Raw genomic sequence first — 17822 nt, 5'->3', positions numbered from 1 at the left:
GTATCGGGGCGCGCCACCCCCTTCGCCCGGGTCTAGGGTGATGAGGTGCTGCTGCGCCTCGTCCGCACCTACCTGCGGCACTACCTCCCCCTGCTGCTCCTGCTCCTGGTGCTCCAGCTGGCCGGCACGATCGCGTCCCTCTTCCTCCCCTCGATCAACGGGCAGATCATCGACGACGGGGTGGCGAAGGGGGACACGGACTACATCGTCCGAGCGGGCGGGTGGATGCTCGCGGTCTCGCTGGTCCAGGTCCTCGCGATGATCGGCGCGACCTGGATCGGGGCGCGCGCCTCGTCGGCGATGGCCCGTGACGTGCGCGGCCAGGTCTTCCACCGGGTCAGCTCGTTCTCCGAGCAGGAGGTCACCCGCTTCGGCGCCCCGACGCTCATCACCCGCAGCACCAACGACGTCCAGCAGGTGCAGACGCTCGTCTACATGGGCCTGGCGATGATGGTCTCCGCCCCGATCACCATGGTCGGCGGCGTCGTCATGGCGCTGCGTGAGGACGTCGGGCTGTCCTGGCTCGTCGCGGTGGCCGTCCCGCTGCTCGCGATCGCCGTCGGGATCGTCATCTCCCGCATGATCCCGTGGTTCCGCGTCATGCAGACCTCGATCGACCAGGTCAACCGGATCCTCCGCGAGCAGATCACCGGCGTGCGCGTCGTGCGCGCCTTCGTCCGTGAGCGGCACGAGCGGGCGCGCTTCGCCGAGGCCAACGAGGTCTACACGGGCTCGGCAGTCGCGGTCGGGCGGCTCATGGCGACCGCCTTCCCGATCGTCATGGTCATCTTCAACGCGTCGACGGTCGCGGTGCTGTGGTTCGGCGCGGCACGGGTGGACTCCGGCGAGATGCAGGTGGGCGCGCTCAGCGCCTTCATGGCCTACCTCGTCCAGATCCTCATGTCGGTGATGATGGCCACCTTCATGTCGATGATGATCCCGAGGGCCTCGGTCGCCGCGACCCGCATCGCGGAGGTCCTCGACACCCCGACGAGCGTGCTCGACCCGGCCGAGCCGCGACCGATCCCGGCCGGCCGCGCGGACGTCGAGCTGCGCGCCGTGGGCTTCGCCTACCCGGGCGCCGAGGTGCCCGTCCTGTCGACGGTGTCTCTCCGGGCGGAGGCCGGGCAGACCACGGCCATCATCGGCTCGACGGGGTCGGGCAAGACGACCCTGCTCGGGCTGATCCCCCGCCTCTACGACGTCACCGGCGGCTCGCTGCTCGTCGGTGGCGTCGACGTCCGCGAGGTCGCCCTCGAGGACCTCTGGTCGCGGATGGGGATCGTCCCGCAGAAGCCCTACCTCTTCACCGGGACGGTCGCGAGCAACCTGCGCTACGGGGCGCCGGACGCGACCGAGGACGAGCTGTGGGAGGCGCTGGGCGTCGCGCAGGCCGAGGACTTCGTCCGCGCGATGCCCGAAGGGCTGGACTCACCGGTCGCGCAGGGCGGCACCAACGTCAGCGGCGGGCAGCGCCAACGGCTCGCCATCGCCCGCGCCCTCGTACGACGCCCGGACATCTACCTCTTCGACGATTCCTTCTCCGCGCTCGACCTGAGCACCGACGCGCGGCTGCGCGCCGCCCTTCGCCCGGTCACCCGGGACGCGACGGTCATCGTCGTGGCCCAGCGTGTGTCGACCATCGTCGACGCCGACCGGATCGTCGTGCTCGAGGACGGGCGGGTCGTCGGCGACGGGACGCACGACGCGTTGCTCGCGTCGTGCCGGACCTACGCCGAGATCGTCGAGAGCCAGGCCATGTCGGAGTCCGCGGCATGAGCGAGATCAAGACCGCTGAGGAGAAGGCCGCCGCGGCCCGCCGCGGACCGGCCTCCCAGGCCCGCGGCGGCAACCCCCACATGCGGATCGGTCAGCCGACCGAGAAGCCCCGTAGCTTCGGCCCGTCCGCGAGACGGCTCATCGGCCTGCTGCGGCCGGAGCGGCTCACCATGAGCGCAGTCCTCGGCTGCGCCGTCGTGAGCGTGGTGCTCAGCGCGCTCGGGCCCAAGATCCTCGGCCGGGCCACCGACCTCGTCTTCGCCGGGGTCTTCAGCCGGCAGATCCCCGCCGGGACGACCCAGGAGCAGGCGGTCGAGGGGCTGCGTGCCGGCGGGCAGGACCGCCTCGCCGACATGCTCGCCGCGATGGAGCACGTCGTCCCGGGGCAGGGCGTGGACTTCAGCGCGGTGGGACGCGTGCTCGTGCTCGTCCTCGTGCTCTACACGGTCGCCGCGCTGCTCCAGCTGGCCCAGGGCTGGCTGCTCACCGGCGCGGTCAACCGGACGATCTACCGGCTGCGCAGCGACGTCGAGGACAAGCTGCACCGGCTCCCCCTCCCCTACTTCGACAGCCAGCCACGCGGCGAGCTGCTCAGCCGCGTCACCAACGACATCGACAACGTCGCGCAGTCGCTGCAGCAGACCCTCAGCCAGCTGCTCACCTCGCTGCTGACCGTCGTCGCGATGCTGGCGATGATGTTCTACATCTCCCCCACGCTCGCGCTCGTCGCGCTCGTGACCATCCCCGTCTCGATCGTCGTCACCGGGCTCATCGGCAGGCGCAGCCAGAAGCACTTCGTCGCCCAGTGGGCGCGCACGGGCGCGCTCAACGGGATCGTCGAGGAGTCCTTCACCGGACACAGCCTGACGAAGGTCTTCGGGCGGCAGGCGCAGACCGAGGCCGACTTCGCGCGGCAGAACGAGGAGCTCTACCGTGCCGGCTTCGGCGCGCAGTTCGTCAGCGGCATCATCATGCCGACGCTGATGTTCGTCGGGAACCTCAACTACGTCGTCATCGCCGTGCTCGGCGGCCTCCGCGTCGCGAGCGGGACGATGAGCCTCGGCGACGTGCAGGCCTTCATCCAGTACTCCCGGCAGTTCACCCAGCCGCTCGCGCAGATGTCGTCGATGGCCAACCTCATGCAGAGCGGTGTCGCCTCGGCGGAGCGGGTCTTCGACGTCCTCGACGTGCCGGAGCAGGTGCCCGAGCCGACGACCAGCACGCGGGTGGACGACCCGCGGGGCCGGGTGGCCTTCGAGGACGTCAGCTTCTCCTACGACCCGGCGCGGCCACTGATCGAGGACCTCGACCTCGTCGTGGAGCCGGGGCAGACCGTCGCGATCGTCGGCCCGACCGGGGCGGGCAAGACGACCCTCGTCAACCTCGTCATGCGCTTCTACGAGCTCGACGGCGGCCGGATCACCCTCGACGGCGTCGACATCACGTCGATGAGCCGCGACGACCTGCGCTCCCGGATCGGCATGGTGCTCCAGGACACCTGGCTCTTCTCCGGGACGATCCGCGACAACATCGCCTACGGACGTCCCGGCGCGAGCGAGGGTGAGATCCTCGAGGCGGCCCGCGCAACCTTCGTCGACCGCTTCGTCCACTCGCTGCCCGACGGCTACGACACCGAGCTCGACGCCGAGGCCTCGAACCTCTCCGCCGGCGAGAAGCAGCTCGTGACCATCGCGCGCGCCTTCCTCTCCGACCCGGCGCTGCTCATCCTCGACGAGGCGACAAGCTCGGTCGACACCCGCACCGAGGTGCTCGTCCAGCACGCCATGGCCGCGCTGCGGCAGGACCGGACGAGCTTCGTCATCGCGCACCGGCTCTCGACCATCCGCGACGCCGACCTCATCCTCGTCATGGAGGACGGGCGCATCGTCGAGCAGGGCAGCCACGCCGAGCTGCTCGCGCAGGGTGGTGCCTTCGCCGCGCTCTACGCCGAGCAGTTCCGGGGCGCCCTCGTCGCCGCCGACGACGACTGAGACCCCGCACGGCCCGGACCAGGCTCGTTCGCCGTCAGGACGCCGCGTGTTCACCTGAAACGTGCACGCAGGGCGGCTTGCGTTCTCCGGGCGGTGGCTAACCTGGCCGCGCCCAGGGTCACCGATCGACGACAGACAGGAGGGATCCGCCCCCATGAGCCAGCCGGACCTGTCCGTCATCATCCCCATGCACGACGCGAGCGCGACCGTCACCAGCGTGATCACGTCCTTCCTCGCGCTGGACACGGCCACCGTCGAGGTGATCGTCGTCGATGACGCCTCCACGGACAGCTCGGTCGAGCGCGTCGGGGCGATCACCGACCCCCGGGTCGTCCTCATCGAGCTGGCGAGCAACCACGGGGCCGGGATCGCTCGCAACCACGGCTTCGCACGCGCCTCCGGCCGGTACGCCCTGTTCTTCGACGCGGACGACGAGATCCACACCGAGAGCCTCACTTCGGCCCTGGGGGCGCTCGACGACAGCGGGGCGAGCGTGGCGGTGCTGTCCTACCGGTACCGGCGGGCCGACTCCGTGTCCGAGAGCATGAACTCCTACGACGTCGCGGTCTGGGACCAGTACGTCCACCAGGCTCGGAGGCTGGCCCGGCTCGACGAGGTGCCTCGCCTGCTCGGCTTCACCAACTATCCGTGGAACAAGATCGTCCGCACCGACCACTACCGCCGTACCGGTCTGCGATTCGGCTCGACCCAGGTCCACAACGACGTCCTCGGGCACTGGCTCACCCTCGTCGACGCCGACCAGATCCTGCTCATCGACCAGCCGCTGTGCACGCACATCGTCGCCGAGGGCGGACGCAACCTCACCAACCGTGAGAGCCGTGCCCGGCTGAGTCTCATCGACGCCCTCGACGAGACGTACTCCGAGCTCGAGGCCCGCCCCGCGACGCGTCGGCGCTTCGCGAACCACTACTGGGACCTCGTCATCCGGCTGACCGGGTGGGCATCCGGACGGATCACCCCGGACGTCCGCGACGAGTTCGACCTCCGCGTGCAGGAGCACCTCCTGCGCATCGACCTGGGGGACTTCCACCGCATCCGGTTCAAGCAGGACGCGGGGCTCGCCGGCCGCATCGTCCGCCGAGCCCAGACCTGAGAGAGGAAGGCGCCGTGGCCGAGGTCACCATCATCGTCACCACGTACAACATCGAGGACTACATCGAGCAGTGCCTCGCGAGCGTGGCTGCGCAGACCCTCGACGACATCGAGGTGCTCGTCGTCGACGACGGGTCGACCGACTCGACCGCGGAGCGCATCGAAGCGTTCTGCGCCCGCGATTCCCGCTTCGTCCCTGTGCTCCTCGACGAGAACAGCCCCGGCGGCGTGGCGACCCCTGCCAACGCCGGGCTCGACCGGGCGACCTCCCCGTGGGTCGGCTTCGTCGACGGTGACGATCACATCGAGCCCACGATGTTCGAGAAGCTGCACGCGGCCGCGGTCACCCAGGGCGCCGACCTCGCGATGTGCGACTACCAGGAGGAGGTCGACGGCACCGGTGAGCGACGCGATCCCGCCGATGCGCACCGCTGGGCCCAGCTGAGCGAACCGGTCTACACGCTCGACGTCCCCACCAGCCACGCCTTCCTGCGCTTCATCGCCGTGCCCTGGCGCAAGCTCTACCGGCGCGAGCTGCTCGAGCAGCACGCCATCCGCTTCCCCGTGAGCGATGGCTTCTTCGAGGACAACCCCTTCCACTGGTTCTGCGTGGTTTCGGCGAGGTCGATCGCGCCCGTGCCCGAGGTGCTCTGCTACCACCGCGTGGCTCGGAGCGGCCAAACGATGGCGACCGCCGACGAGCGGCTCTTCCACATCTTCCACCACCACGACACGATCCACTCGTGGCTGGCGGGTCGGGGCTTGCTCGACCTCTACCAGGTACCCCTGCTGGGCTGGGTCATCTCTCAGATGGAGTGGATCTCGCGCCGGACCCCGCCTGCCCTGCGCCGGCGCCTCTTCGACATCCTCGTCCCGATCTTCGCCCAGTACTCGCCCCAGACCATCGAGCGCGCACTGACGGAGAACAACAAGGGGGCAGCCGCCCACCGGCTGAGCAAGGCCGTGTCCAAACGCGAGTTCGGCACCTTCGTCCGGACGCTCTCCACGCGCCCGGGGTCGGACAACCCGGTCGTCACCGCGGCCTTCCACCTGCGGCACTCAGGCCTCAAGCACACCGCGCAGCTCACCGGCCGGTACCTCCGCAACACCACCCGCGGGCACCACCTCACGAGCTATCTCACGCGGGCCCGCAGCAAGACGCCGGACTCTGGTGGGCGGGACGTCCTCTTCGGCCTGGTGGTCATCGAGCAGCGGCTCCGTGACATGGACCGGCGCCTCGCGGACATCGAGAAGCGGCTCGCCGCGGCCGACCCGCACACCGCCGAGCGCCTCGACGAGCGCGCGTACGAGGTCTGAGCCCCCGGGGGGACCACGAAGGGGGGACGTGCCGGGTCGTCGTCCGGCACGGTCCCCCCTTCGTGTCTCAGGCCTCGACGAAGAGTGAGGGGATTGGCTGGGACTCCTCGATCGCCTCGAGGATCCCGTCGGCCGCGGTGAGCGCCTCACCGATCGTCACGTCCATGTCGAGGTACCGGTAGGTACCGAGGCGCCCGACGAAGGTCACGTCCTGCTCAGCCCTCGCGGCCTCGACGTACTGGCTGAGCAGCGTCTTGTCGTTCGCCATCCTGATCGGGTAGTAGGGGATGTCCCCAGGCTCGGCGAGGCGGCTGTACTCGCGGAAGCACACGGTGCCCTCGTGCTCCTCCCACGGGGCGAAGTGCTTGTGCTCGGCGATCCGGGTGTACGGCACGTCGACGTCGCCGAAGTTCATCACCGAGCAGCCGAGGTAGTCGCCGGTCGCACGGATCTCCTCGAAGTCGAGGGTCCGGTAGCGCAGCGGGCCGTGCTCGTGGTCGAACCAGGCGTCGAGCTGGCCGGACCAGATCGAGTGGTCGTACTCCTCACGGTCCTCCGGCGTGTAGGGCGTCGACAGGCGCACCTCGATCCCCGGGTGGTCGAGGATCCCCTCGACGATCGCGGTGTAGCCGTCCCGCGGGATCGCCTGGTGCGGGTGGTTGAAGTACGAGTCCTCGTAGCTGAACCGCAGCGGGAGCCGCTTGAGCACCGAGGCCGGGATCTCCGTCGGCGAGAGGCCCCACTGCTTGCGCGTGTACCCGTGGAAGAAGGCGTCGTAGAGGCGGCGGCCCATGAACTTCAGGGCCTGCTCCTCGAAGTTCTGCGGCTCCTCGATGCTCGAGTCGGCCTGGTCGGCGATGAACGCGCGTGCCTCGTCCGGCCGCAGCGCGGTGCCGAAGAGCTGGTTGATCGTCAGCAGGTTGACCGGCAGGAGGTATGTCCTGCCACCGACCGTCGTCCGGACCCGGTGGTTGTACGGCATCATCACGCCGAACCGGTTGACGTACTCCCACACCCGCTCGTTGTCGGTGTGGAAGATGTGCGGACCGTACCGGTGGATCATCACGCCGGTCTCCGGGTCCCGCTCGGTGTGGCAGTTGCCCGCCACGTGCTCGCGGGTCTCGAAGACGACGGCCTCGTGGCCCGCCTCGGCCAGCTCACGCGCGATGACGGCACCGGAGAAGCCGGCGCCGGCGATACCGAACCTCACGACGACACCTCCGCGGGGACGAGCCGGCGCGGGCCGGGACGGGTGGCTGGGGTCAGGGTTGGGTGAAGTGGTGAGAACACGCTGGCCACGGTAGGCACCGGCGGGCGGTCCGCCACGCCGCTGAGGGCCGTTGCACCAAGGCGTCCGCTGATCGACACCTGACTCGCCAGCACAGTTCACCGGGAGTTGGCCATCACCCCGGATGTTGGCAGCATGACGCGAATCCCCGCAGTCGACCCCGTGGAGGGAGACGAACGGCCTCTCTGGTCCGTCGTCATCCCCGTCCACAACTGCGCCGGCTACCTCGCACGCGCCCTGCCCGGCGTCGTGGCGCAGCTCGGGGACCGCGGGGACGCAGAGATCGTCGTCGTCGACGACGACTCGAGCGACCACCCGGAGCGGGTCGTCGACGAGCTAGGGCAGGGACGGGTCCGGCTGGTCCGCAACGTTGCCAACCTCGGCGCCGTCGCGACCTTCAACCGCGGCATCTCGCTGGCGCGGGGCGAGATCATCCACCTGCTGCACGGGGACGACGAGACCCTGCCGGGCTTCTACGCGCAGATGGAGCAGGCCTTCTCCGCTCCCACCACCGTGGCGGCCGTCTGCCGGGTCCAGGACATCGACGGCGACGGGGTCACGCGGTACACGACCCGTTCGTACCGGCAGGGGACCGGCGTCTGGGATGACGCCCTGGACTCACTGGCCGTCTCGAACCGGGTACGCGCCCCCGGGATCGCCGTGCGACGCTCCGCGTACGAGCAGACCGGCGGGTACCGGACCGACCTCCCCCACGCCGCCGACTGGGAGATGTGGACCCGCCTCGCGGCCCACGGTCGGGTGGTCTTCGTCGACGAGGTCCTCGCCCGCTACCGGAAGCACGACGGCTCGCACACCTCCACGCTCGTGCGCACCGGCGCCAATGTCCGCGAGCGCGTCACGGCGATCGGCGTGGTGAGCGAGCACCTCGCGCCCGAGCACCGCACCGCGGCGGTCCGGCGGGCGCTTGCCTACTCCGTCTTCTTCGCCGGGCGAGCCGCGCTGACGCGGGCCCGCGCCGGGGATCTGGTCGCCTCGAGCCGGCAGGCCCGAGAGGCGGCCCGCTGCGCGGCCCTCATCCCGAGAGGACTTCCGGCGTCATGACCATCAGCGAGACCCGTCCGGATGAGCTGCCCCTCACGATGACCCCGGCCCCGCGCGCTCCTCGTCCACGGATCGCAGTCATCGTGCTGACGCAGTGCACCCGCCCGACGGAGCTCACCCGCGCCCTCGCGTCCGTGCGCGCCCAGGAGGGCGTGGACGCCCACCTGGTGCTCCTCGTCAACGGGGCCGCGCCCCCGGATCCGGCGCCCGTAGACCAGCTCCTCGTGCTTCCGGAGAACGTCGGCATCCCGGCAGGGCGCAACATCGCGGCGGCGGCGTGCGACGCCGACGTGCTCGTCTTCCTCGACGACGACGCGGAGCTGCAGGGCACGAACCACCTGGCGGCGATCCTGGCACGCTTCGACGCCGACCCCGAGCTCGGCGCGATGGCGGTGCGGATCGTCGACGAGCAGGGCAGCACGCAGCGACGGCACGTCCCTCGCGTGGGTGGCGGGTCGGCCGACCGCTCGGGGGCCGTGACCCACTTCATCGGGGCGACGTGCGCCGTCCGGGCCGAGGCATTCATGGACCTGGGCGGCTTTGACCCGCGCTTCTTCTACGCCATGGAGGAGTCCGACCTCGCCTGGCGGCTCCTCGACCACCGGTGGTCCATCTGGTACTCGGCGGACCTCACCTCCTACCACCCACGGACCCTGCCCTCCCGGCACCCGGACCACGTACGGCTCCAGGCCCGCAACCGGATGTGGATGGCCTGGCGCTCGCTCCCTGCCCCGCTCCTCCTCGCCTACCTGCTCACCTGGCTCCTCGTCCCCGCCCTCCGACGTGAGCCCGTCCGCGAGGTGCTGGCCGGCTACCGCGAAGGATGGGCCGACCGGCCCGTGCGTCATCCGATGCGGTGGCGCACGGTGGCGACGATGACCCGGCTGGGACGTCCGCCCGTCCTCTGACGGAGGCTCAGGTGACGAGCACGCTCACCGCGTGGATCACCAGGCCCGCGAGCGCACCGACGATCGTGCCGTTGATCCGGATGAACTGCAGGTCGCGGCCCACGAAGAGCTCGATCCGCTGGCTCGCCTCCTCGGCGTCCCACCGCTCGACGGTCACCGAGATCACCTCGGCGAGCTCGTCTCCGTAGGTGTTGACGACAAAGGCGACAGCCTCCCCGAGGTGCAACTCGAGCCGATCACGCCAGGACTGCTCCTCGACGAGGTGCTCGCCGATGTGCGTGAGCAGCTCGTCGCCGCGCTGCCAGAAGTAGCTCTCACGGTCGTCCATCGCCCCGATGAGGGCGGTGCGGAAGGACTGCCAGATGCCGACCGCGGTCTTGGGCACCTGCGGGTGGGCAAGGAGTCGCTCCTTGAGCCGCTCCGCGCTGGCCTGGACCTCGTCGTCGTGCTGGAGGTCGTGGGCGAGCCGCTTGAGCAGGTCGTCGAGCGCGACCCGCGCAGGGTGACCCTCGTCCGAGCGCATCTCCTCGAGCCAGGTGACCGCCTGCTTGTAGCCCCAGCCGATGAGCCGCTCGTCGAGCCACGGCGGGCTCCACCACGGCGCCTTCTCGCCGACGACATCGGCGAAGACCTCCGGGTTGTCGCGCAGCCAGGCGACGAGGTGGTCGATGCCGAGGTCCACGAGCCCGGAGTGCGCGCCCTCCTCGACGACGGAGTCGAGGAGGGAGCCGGCGATCGGGCTGATCGGCTCCTTGGCGAGGCGGGGCAGCAGGAGCGAGGAGAGGAAGTCCTCGACGTCCTCGTCCTTCATCCGCTGCAGGCCTGCGCGCCCGGCACGGACGGCCTCGGTGAGGACCCGCTCGCGGCTCGCCGGGTGCTCCAGCCACCGGCCGAGGCGCAGGGCGACCTGGGCCGAGGCGAGCCGCTCCCGGACGATCTCCTCGGTGAGGAAGTTCTCCGAGACGAACTCCTGGAGGCTGCGGCCGAGCTCGTCCTTCCGACGCTTGACGAGCGCGGTGTGCGGGATCGGCAGCCCGAGCGGGTGCTTGAAGAGAGCCGTGACGGCGAACCAGTCGGCGAGCGCGCCCACCATCGCCGCCTCCGAGGCGGTGTTGACGTAGCCCCACACCCCGTCGTGGTCCAGGCGCAGGGTGACGACGTAGATGACCGCCGCGAGGGCGAGCAGAGAGGTCGCGACCACCCGCATGCGCCGCAGCCCGGCACGGCGGGCCTGGTCGGCCGGCGTCTCGATGAGGAAGCTCACGAGACGATCTAACCCCAGGCTGGTCCTTAGACTTCCCGGGTGGAGTTCCTGCCTGGCCTCATGCCGACGCACGACCTGACCTACGACGACGTCTTCATGGTGCCGCGCCGCAGCGAGGTGACCTCCCGCCACGGCGTGGACCTCGCGAGCGTCGACGGCACGGGCACGACGATCCCGCTCGTCGTCGCGAACATGACGGCGGTCGCCGGCCGACGGATGGCTGAGACCACCGCCCGGCGTGGCGCGCTCACGGTGCTGCCGCAGGACATCCCGGTCGACGTCGTCGCCGACGTCATCGCCTGGGTGAAGTCCCGTCACCTCGTCCACGACACCCCGATCGAGCTCGACCCCACGACGACCGCGGGCGAGGCGCTCGTCCTCATCCACAAGCGCGCCCACGGCGCCGGTGTGGTCGTCGAGGACGGACGACCGGTCGGCATCGTCACCGAGCACGACCTCGAGGGCGTCGACCGCTTCGCCCAGGTCCGCGACGTGATGTTCACCGACGTCGTGACCCTCGGCGAGGTGCATGATCCTGCTGAGGCCTACGAGCAGCTGAGCACCCAGCGCCGCCGGGTCGCTCCGGTGGTCGGCGCCGACGGACGACTCGTCGGCATCCAGACCCGCAAGGGCGCGGTCCGCTCGTCGATGTACCGCCCCGCCGTCGACGCGCAGGGCCGGCTGCGGGTCGCCGCCGCCGTCGGGATCAACGGTGACGTCGCCGGCAAGGCGCAGGCCCTGCTCGACGCCGACGTCGACGTGCTCGTCATCGACACCGCGCACGGCCACCAGCAGAAGATGTTCGACGCCGTCGCCGCGGTCCGGGCCCTCGACCCGCAGGTGCCTGTCGTCGCGGGCAACATCGTCTCGGCGGAGGGCACCCGCGAGCTCATCGAGGCCGGCGCCGACATCGTCAAGGTCGGAGTGGGCCCGGGCGCCATGTGCACGACCCGGATGATGACCGCGGTCGGCCGGCCGCAGTTCTCCGCAGTCCTCGAGTGCGCGGCTGCCGCCCGCGAGCTCGGCGGCCACGTCTGGGCCGACGGCGGGGTCCGCCACCCCCGCGACGTCGCGCTGGCCCTGGCCGCCGGCGCGTCCAACGTCATGATCGGCTCGTGGTTCGCCGGGACCCTCGAGTCCCCCGGCGACCTCTTCACCGACGCCGACGGCCGGCAGTACAAGGAGTCCTTCGGCATGGCCTCCGCCCGGGCCGTGCGCAACCGCACGGCCGAGGACTCCCCCTTCGACCGGGCCCGCAAGGGCCTCTTCGAGGAGGGGATCTCGACGGCCCGCATGTACATCGACCCCGCCCGCCCGAGCGTCGAGGACGTCATCGACCAGATCATCGCCGGCGTGCGCAGCTCGTGCACCTATGCCGGGGCAGCCACCCTCGAGGAGTTCCACGAGCACGCGCTCGTCGGGCTGCAGTCGACGGCGGGCTACGCCGAGGGCCGACCGCTGCACACGTCCTGGTGAGCTGACGAGATGCACTCACTCGAGCCCCTGACCGCCGGTGTCGGCCCTTACGACGCCCTGCGGCGTACCGCCTTCCTCCTCGAGCGCTCACGGCAGCACAGCCGCCGGGTCGAGGCCTTCCGCGGCGCCGCCAAGGTCGTCGCCGAGCAGGGCGAGGACGCCATCGCTGAGCGGGTCGCCGACGGCACCCTCACCGACCTGCCAGGGATCGGGAGGTCGACCGCCGGCGTCATCGAGCAGGCCGTGGCGGGCGAGCTGCCCGCCTACCTCGCCCGCCAGCAGGAGGACGAAGGGGGTCCGCTCACCGACCTCGACGACGGCGCGGCCGCCCTCGTCGAGGCGGTCGTCGGCGACTGCCACACCCACTCCGACTGGTCCGACGGCGGCAGCCCGATCGAGGAGATGGTCCTCACCGCCGTCGAGCTCGGGCAGGAGTGGATGGTCCTCACCGACCACTCCCCCCGGCTGCGGATCGCCAACGGCCTCTCCGTGGAGCGGCTGCAGAAGCAGCTGCGGCTCGTCGAGCGCATCGACGGTGCTCTCGGCGACTCCTTCCGCCTGCTCAAGGGCATCGAGGTCGACATCCTCGACGACGGCGGCCTCGACCAGACCGAGGAGATGCTCGACCGGCTCGACATCGTCACCGCGAGCGTCCACAGCAAGCTCCGAGCACCGAAGGGGGCGATGACGCAGCGCATGCTCGGCGCGGTCCGCAACCCGCGGGTCGACGTCCTCGGCCACTGCACCGGGCGGCTCGTCACGGGCGGGCGGGGGACGCGGCCCCAGAGCGAGTTCGACGCCCGTGCCGTCTTCGAGGCGTGCGCGGAGCACGGCGTCGCCGTCGAGATCAACAGCCGCCCCGAGCGGTGCGACCCCCCGGACGAGCTCATCGAGCTCGCCCGCGACCTCGGCTGTCTCTTCGCGATCGACTCCGACGCCCACGCCCCGGGGCAGCTCGAGATGAAGGTCTACGGCTGCGAGCGCGCCCACCGCCTGGGCATCGACGCCGACCGGATCGTCACCACCTGGGGCGCCGAGCGCCTCCTCGAGTGGTCAGGCAGCCGTCGCTCGTGACCCCGTTTTGGCAGACGACGAGGTGGCGTCTATAGTTTCAACGTCCTCGACGGATCCGGGCGCTGCCTGCTGCGTGGCGAGGGGTCTGCGGGAGCAGGTCCCCATCGTCTAGCGGCCTAGGACCCCGCCCTTTCACGGCGGTAGCACGGGTTCGAATCCCGTTGGGGATACGCAAGAAGCAGCACGGCCTTGCACCATCAAGGCCCCGTAGCGCAGTTGGTTAGCGCGCCGCCCTGTCACGGCGGAGGTCGCGGGTTCGAGTCCCGTCGGGGTCGCTCGTCACGTCGTCGGACGTGACTCGGCCAGGTAGCTCAGTTGGTACGAGCGTCCGACTGAAAATCGGAAGGTCGGCGGTTCGACCCCGCCCCTGGCCACCAGAGCATCGACAGGGCGTCCCACACCGGGGCGCCCTTCGTCGTCCCTGGACGGGTTTCCCCGACCGCTGGTGGGAGAGTGTGCGGCATGACGACGATCGGGATCCTCTGGCCGGGCGCCATGGGCAGCGCCCTCGGGCGCGTCTGGGGCGAAGGGGGCGTGCGCGTGGTCACGACCGTCGCCGGGCGCAGCGACCGGACCCGCGAGCTTGCCGGGGAGCTCACCCTCCTCGGCTCGGTCGACGAGGTCGTGACCGCCAGCGACGCGGTCGTGAGCATCGTCCCCCCGGCCCGTGCGGTCGAGCAGGCGCACGAGATCGCCGACGCCGCCACCCGAACCGGCCACCGCCCCGTTGTCGCCGACCTCAACGCCATCTCCCCCGTGACGATGACCGAGGTCGCGGACGTCCTGACGACCGCCGGGTGCCGGGTCGTCGACGGCGCCGTCAGCGGCCCGCCGCCCGGCCCGGCCACGGACTCCGTCCTCTTCCTCTCCGGACCGGACTGCACCCCCTTCGCCGACCTGGTGGCCCCGGGCCTCACCGCGAAGGTCGTGGGCGACCAGGTGGGCGGAGCGTCGGCGACGAAGATGTCGACCGCCGCGATCTACAAGGGCACCAAGGCCCTGCTTCTCCAGTCGCTGCTCACCGCGAACCACCACGGAGTCCTCGACGCGGTCGTCGAGGACCTCCGGATCGGGATCCCCGAGCTCACCGCCGACCTGGCGAAGGACCTCGCCGTCGCCATCGCGAAGTCGGACCGCTTCCCCGCCGAGATGGAGGAGATCGCCGCCACCCAGGCGGCCGCCGGCCAGGGCGACGCGCTGTACCGGGCCATCGCCGAGGTGTACCGGCGGGCGTACGGCGACGCTCCGCGCCGCACCCCCGAGGAGGCCGCCCGAGTCACCGGGCTTGACGAGCTCCTCGACGGCCTCGCTGGCTGACCGACAGGTTCAGCTGAGCTCCTTGACGATCTGCGCGATGCTGTCGATCGTGCTCTTGAGCTCCTCGACGTGGCGGGCGTCGAAGGCGCTGAGCACCCTCTTCATCTCCGTCGTCGAGATCCCGTCGGTCCGGGGCAGGTAGACGAGCTCGACCACGTCGGCGAGGTCGTCGAACTTGCCCTCCCAGTCCGCGCCCATCCCGAGGATGTCGACGTCGTAGGTGGCGATGTCCTCGCGCTTCTGGGCCCAGCGGTCCTCGGGGATGGCGAGGTCGACGTACCGGATGCTCTGGACGATCTCGAGGCGCTGCTCGAACGGCACGACCGGCTTCTTGCCCTTGATCGCGTTGAACTCGTCGGTCGAGACCCCGACGATCAGCCGGTCCCCGTACTCGCGCAGCCTCTTGAGGATGTTGAGGTGACCGATGTGGAAGAGATCGAACGTGCCGTACGTGAGGACGGTCTTGCCCATGGGCGATGAACCTCGTTACCGGAGCGGGGAGCTGGGGGTCACCGGAGTCTAGGCGGTGCACCCCTGCAGGCTCCACCGTGCCGACACCGGGCGTTCACCCATCGGCCTCGTCGCATTTACCCTGGAGGGCGTGGTGTCCGCGGGGCGCCCCAGGAGGAGGTCATCCATGCAGGCGGTCACCGGGACCCCGACGATCGACGTCGTCGTCCTCAGCCAGGGCGACCGGCACACGGAGACCTTGCACGCCCTGAAGTCCGCACGGTCCCAGACCGGGGTCGACGTCCGCCTCATCCTCGTCGGCAACGGCTGGGAGCCGCACGGCTTCCCCGACGACGTGCAGACCATCTATCTCGAGGAGAACGTCGGCCCGGCCGAGGGCCGGAACATCGGGGCGAGCCACGGCACGTCCGAGTTCGTCCTCTTCCTCGACAACGACGCCTGGTTGCGCGACAGCAACGCCCTGTCGTACGCCATCGGCCGCCTCCGCGCCGACCAGCGCCTCGCCCTCGTCCACGCACGGGTCGCCGACACCGACGGCGTCACCGTCCGACGGTGGGTCCCCCGCGCCCACGTCGGAGACCCTGGTGTCGGGGGTCCCGCCTTCGCGGTGTGCGAAGGGGTGGTGGTCGTCCGCCGCACCGCCTACGAGGAGGTCGGCGGTTTCCCGGGATCGTTCTTCTTCGGCCACGAGGGGATCGAGCTGGCCTGGCGCCTGCGCGACCACGGCTGGGAGCTGGTCTACGACCCCGCGGTCGTCATCCACCACCCGGCCACGGCCGCGACCCGGCACGACCTCTACTGGCGACTCAACTCGCGCAACCGGGTCTGGGTCGCGCGGCGCAACCTGCCGTGGCCGCTGGCCGTCGTCTACGTTGCGGTCTGGGCCGCCATCACGGTGCTGAGGAACTGGCGCGACCCGGACAGCCTCCGAGCCTGGTTCGCCGGCTTCCGCGAGGGCGTCACGACAGACCCCGGCGGACGCCGCCCCATACGGTGGCGCACCGTGCTCCGGCTCGCGCGCCTCGGGCAGCCACCCATCATCTGACCGCGGCCACCGGTCCCCTGCTCTACCGTGGCAGCACGAAGCGTCCCGTCCCTGTCTATGTCACCGAGGAACCGATCCATGTCCACCGGCACGCCCAACGCAGCAGGCCCTGGGTCGTGCTCGGCGACCTAGGCGCGCGGGCCCGGCGCCACGCAAGAGCCGTGCGGGACGGCACCCGGCCGGTCGCGATCGGGGACGCCTCACCGGGCGAGACCCGTCAGATCCGGCGCGGACGGTCCGTGCTGCACGCAGAGATCGTCGACCGCTTCGACGCCTGGGCCTTGCGGGACGAGTGCCGAGATCTCGTCGTCGACGTCCTCGCTCACGCCGGTATCCCCCAGCGGACCCTCCCGAGCCTGGACGACCAGCCGCACCGTGTTGTCGTGTCGTCCACGGACACCGAGCGGGTCCGCGTCGCCCTGCGGGCGCTGGGAGCCGACCGCCGGCTGCACATCGCCCGGCTCGCTCCGTCGGGCCGTGGCCCGGTGGCCGCAATGTCCTCGACCCCTGAGCTGCGAGCCGGCGACGTCTTGCGCGTCTTCGCACCACAGGTCTCGCTCGCCGGGAGACTCCTCCCGACGCGTGAGCTCGGCGTGGACCTCGAGGTGTGGGACGAGATCTCCTCTGCCCGGCCCTCGCCCGATGGCCCCCTCCTGCCTGTGGGCACGCTCGTGGCACCCCGCCCCAACCCGTACGCCCGGACCATCCCGCCCGGTGCCCTCGAGCAGCCGGCGGCGGATCCCCCTTCGCCGACGCTCGAGCAGGTGGCCTTCCCGATCGACGTCGTCTACACGTGGGTGGACTCCGACGACCCTGGCTGGCAGCGCGACTTCGCCGAGGCCCGCGGACTGCCCGGGTCCGCTGCCGGACACGAGAGCTCGTGGTCGCCGTCGCGCTTCACGAGCCGAGACGAGCTGCGCTACTCGCTGCGCTCCGTCGCCGCCTACGCCAGCTGGGTGCGGACGATCTTCGTCGTCACCAACGGTCAGGTCCCCTCGTGGCTCGACACCGACCATCCGCAGGTCCGTGTCGTCCGGCACGACGAGATCTTCGCCGACCCCTCGCACCTGCCCACCTTCAGCTCGCACGCGATCGAGGCGAACCTCCACCGGATCCCTGGCCTGGCGCAGCACTACCTGTACCTCAACGACGACGTCTTCCTCGCCCGCCCCCTGCGGCCAGAGTACTTCTTCACCGCCTCCGGGCTGCTCCGGTACTTTCCGTCCATGGTTCCCGTGGACGAGGGCGAGGTCTCGGCCGACGAGCTGCCCGTCGTGCAGGCCTTCAAGAACGCCCGGACGCTCATGGAGGAGCGCTTCGGCCGCCGTCCCGCGACGCGCCCCCGGCACACCCCCCACCCGCAGCGGCGCGACGTTCTCGAGGACATCGACGCGGCCTGCCCCGACCTGGTGACCCGGACGAGCGCCGCGCGCTTCCGCTCCCCCACCGACCTCTCGTTCGCCTCCCAGCTGCAGGCCTGGTGGGCCGACGAGACCGGCCGGGCCGTCCCGTCGGGGACCACCTACGAGTTCATCGACCTGGCCGACCCCGCGGCTGACGCCCGGATCGAGCGGATGCTCGTCCGTGCAGACCTGGACTGCTTCTGCCTCAACGAGACCACGCAGGTCGACGAAGGGCTGGCAGCCTCCCGGGTCGAGCGGATCCTCACCACGCTCCTGCCCTTCCCCTCGCCGTACGAAGTCACCGAGTAGAACTG

Annotated in this window: 14 protein-coding genes and 3 tRNA genes; 14 read left to right on the top strand and 3 right to left on the bottom strand. The window is 70.8% G+C overall.

What is annotated here, in order from left to right:
* Positions 1 to 45: 45 nt before the first annotated feature.
* The 4 genes from JNO54_RS03680 to JNO54_RS03665 all read left to right on the top strand — a co-directional run bounded on the left by JNO54_RS03680 (position 46) and on the right by JNO54_RS03665 (position 6200).
* Entirely contained in the window at positions 46 to 1779 is a 1734-nt protein-coding gene (locus JNO54_RS03680; RefSeq protein ID WP_204142676.1) for an ABC transporter ATP-binding protein, read from the top strand.
* Positions 1776 to 3770, top strand: a complete 1995-nt coding sequence (locus JNO54_RS03675) for an ABC transporter ATP-binding protein (protein WP_204142675.1) — start codon at positions 1776 to 1778, stop codon at positions 3768 to 3770. The genes JNO54_RS03680 and JNO54_RS03675 overlap by 4 nt, the downstream gene beginning before the upstream one ends.
* 154 nt (positions 3771 to 3924) lie before the next feature.
* The gene (locus JNO54_RS03670; RefSeq protein ID WP_204142674.1) at positions 3925 to 4884 is read left to right on the top strand and encodes a glycosyltransferase family 2 protein; all 960 of its coding nucleotides are present in this window, start codon (positions 3925 to 3927) and stop codon (positions 4882 to 4884) included.
* A gap of 14 nt (positions 4885 to 4898) precedes the next feature.
* A complete protein-coding gene (locus JNO54_RS03665; RefSeq protein ID WP_204142673.1) occupies positions 4899 to 6200 on the top strand; it encodes a glycosyltransferase family 2 protein in 1302 nt (433 codons plus the stop codon).
* A gap of 67 nt (positions 6201 to 6267) precedes the next feature.
* On the opposite strand, the gene JNO54_RS03660 is transcribed toward JNO54_RS03665, so the two are convergent.
* The gene (locus JNO54_RS03660) at positions 6268 to 7410 is read right to left on the bottom strand and encodes a UDP-galactopyranose/dTDP-fucopyranose mutase family protein (RefSeq protein ID WP_204142672.1); all 1143 of its coding nucleotides are present in this window, start codon (positions 7408 to 7410) and stop codon (positions 6268 to 6270) included.
* Between the two features lie 213 nt (positions 7411 to 7623).
* Between JNO54_RS03660 and JNO54_RS03655 the strand changes: the two genes are divergently transcribed.
* Together JNO54_RS03655 and JNO54_RS03650 are read left to right on the top strand one after the other, a co-directional pair.
* The gene (locus JNO54_RS03655) at positions 7624 to 8550 is read left to right on the top strand and encodes a glycosyltransferase (protein WP_204142671.1); all 927 of its coding nucleotides are present in this window, start codon (positions 7624 to 7626) and stop codon (positions 8548 to 8550) included.
* Positions 8547 to 9458: a glycosyltransferase family 2 protein gene (locus JNO54_RS03650; protein WP_204142670.1), complete on the top strand. Its 912-nt coding sequence runs from the start codon at positions 8547 to 8549 to the stop codon at positions 9456 to 9458. The genes JNO54_RS03655 and JNO54_RS03650 overlap by 4 nt, the downstream gene beginning before the upstream one ends.
* A gap of 7 nt (positions 9459 to 9465) precedes the next feature.
* Here the strand turns inward: JNO54_RS03650 and JNO54_RS03645 are convergent, their stop codons facing one another.
* Positions 9466 to 10722 (bottom strand): DUF445 domain-containing protein, encoded by a 1257-nt coding sequence (locus JNO54_RS03645; RefSeq protein ID WP_204142669.1) that lies wholly within the window; start codon positions 10720 to 10722, stop codon positions 9466 to 9468.
* Between the two features lie 39 nt (positions 10723 to 10761).
* On the opposite strand from JNO54_RS03645, the gene JNO54_RS03640 reads away from it, so the two are divergent.
* The 6 genes from JNO54_RS03640 to JNO54_RS03615 all read left to right on the top strand — a co-directional run bounded on the left by JNO54_RS03640 (position 10762) and on the right by JNO54_RS03615 (position 14589).
* The gene (locus tag JNO54_RS03640) at positions 10762 to 12198 is read left to right on the top strand and encodes a GuaB1 family IMP dehydrogenase-related protein (RefSeq protein ID WP_204142668.1); all 1437 of its coding nucleotides are present in this window, start codon (positions 10762 to 10764) and stop codon (positions 12196 to 12198) included.
* 9 nt (positions 12199 to 12207) lie between these two features.
* Entirely contained in the window at positions 12208 to 13272 is a 1065-nt protein-coding gene (locus tag JNO54_RS03635; RefSeq protein ID WP_204142667.1) for a PHP domain-containing protein, read from the top strand.
* Between the two features lie 97 nt (positions 13273 to 13369).
* Positions 13370 to 13442 (top strand) — tRNA-Glu (locus tag JNO54_RS03630).
* Between the two features lie 31 nt (positions 13443 to 13473).
* A tRNA-Asp gene (locus JNO54_RS03625) sits at positions 13474 to 13547 on the top strand.
* 25 nt (positions 13548 to 13572) lie between these two features.
* Positions 13573 to 13649 (top strand) — tRNA-Phe (locus tag JNO54_RS03620).
* An 85-nt stretch (positions 13650 to 13734) separates the two neighbouring features.
* The gene (locus JNO54_RS03615) at positions 13735 to 14589 is read left to right on the top strand and encodes an NAD(P)-dependent oxidoreductase (RefSeq protein ID WP_204142666.1); all 855 of its coding nucleotides are present in this window, start codon (positions 13735 to 13737) and stop codon (positions 14587 to 14589) included.
* 9 nt (positions 14590 to 14598) lie between these two features.
* On the opposite strand, the gene JNO54_RS03610 is transcribed toward JNO54_RS03615, so the two are convergent.
* Positions 14599 to 15060, bottom strand: coding sequence for an FAD synthase family protein (locus JNO54_RS03610; protein ID WP_204142665.1), 462 nt, complete (start codon positions 15058 to 15060; stop codon positions 14599 to 14601).
* Positions 15061 to 15226: 166 nt separating this feature from the next.
* Between JNO54_RS03610 and JNO54_RS03605 the strand changes: the two genes are divergently transcribed.
* Positions 15227 to 16105 (top strand): glycosyltransferase family 2 protein, encoded by an 879-nt coding sequence (locus tag JNO54_RS03605; RefSeq protein ID WP_204142664.1) that lies wholly within the window; start codon positions 15227 to 15229, stop codon positions 16103 to 16105.
* A 161-nt stretch (positions 16106 to 16266) separates the two neighbouring features.
* The gene (locus JNO54_RS03600; RefSeq protein WP_204142663.1) at positions 16267 to 17817 is read left to right on the top strand and encodes a stealth family protein; all 1551 of its coding nucleotides are present in this window, start codon (positions 16267 to 16269) and stop codon (positions 17815 to 17817) included.
* The last annotated feature ends 5 nt before the right edge of the window (positions 17818 to 17822 follow it).

The organism is Janibacter endophyticus, from assembly GCF_016888335.1.
In the GTDB taxonomy this organism is placed as follows: domain Bacteria; phylum Actinomycetota; class Actinomycetes; order Actinomycetales; family Dermatophilaceae; genus Marihabitans; species Marihabitans endophyticum.
This window is presented reverse-complemented; position numbering and strand designations above follow the sequence as displayed.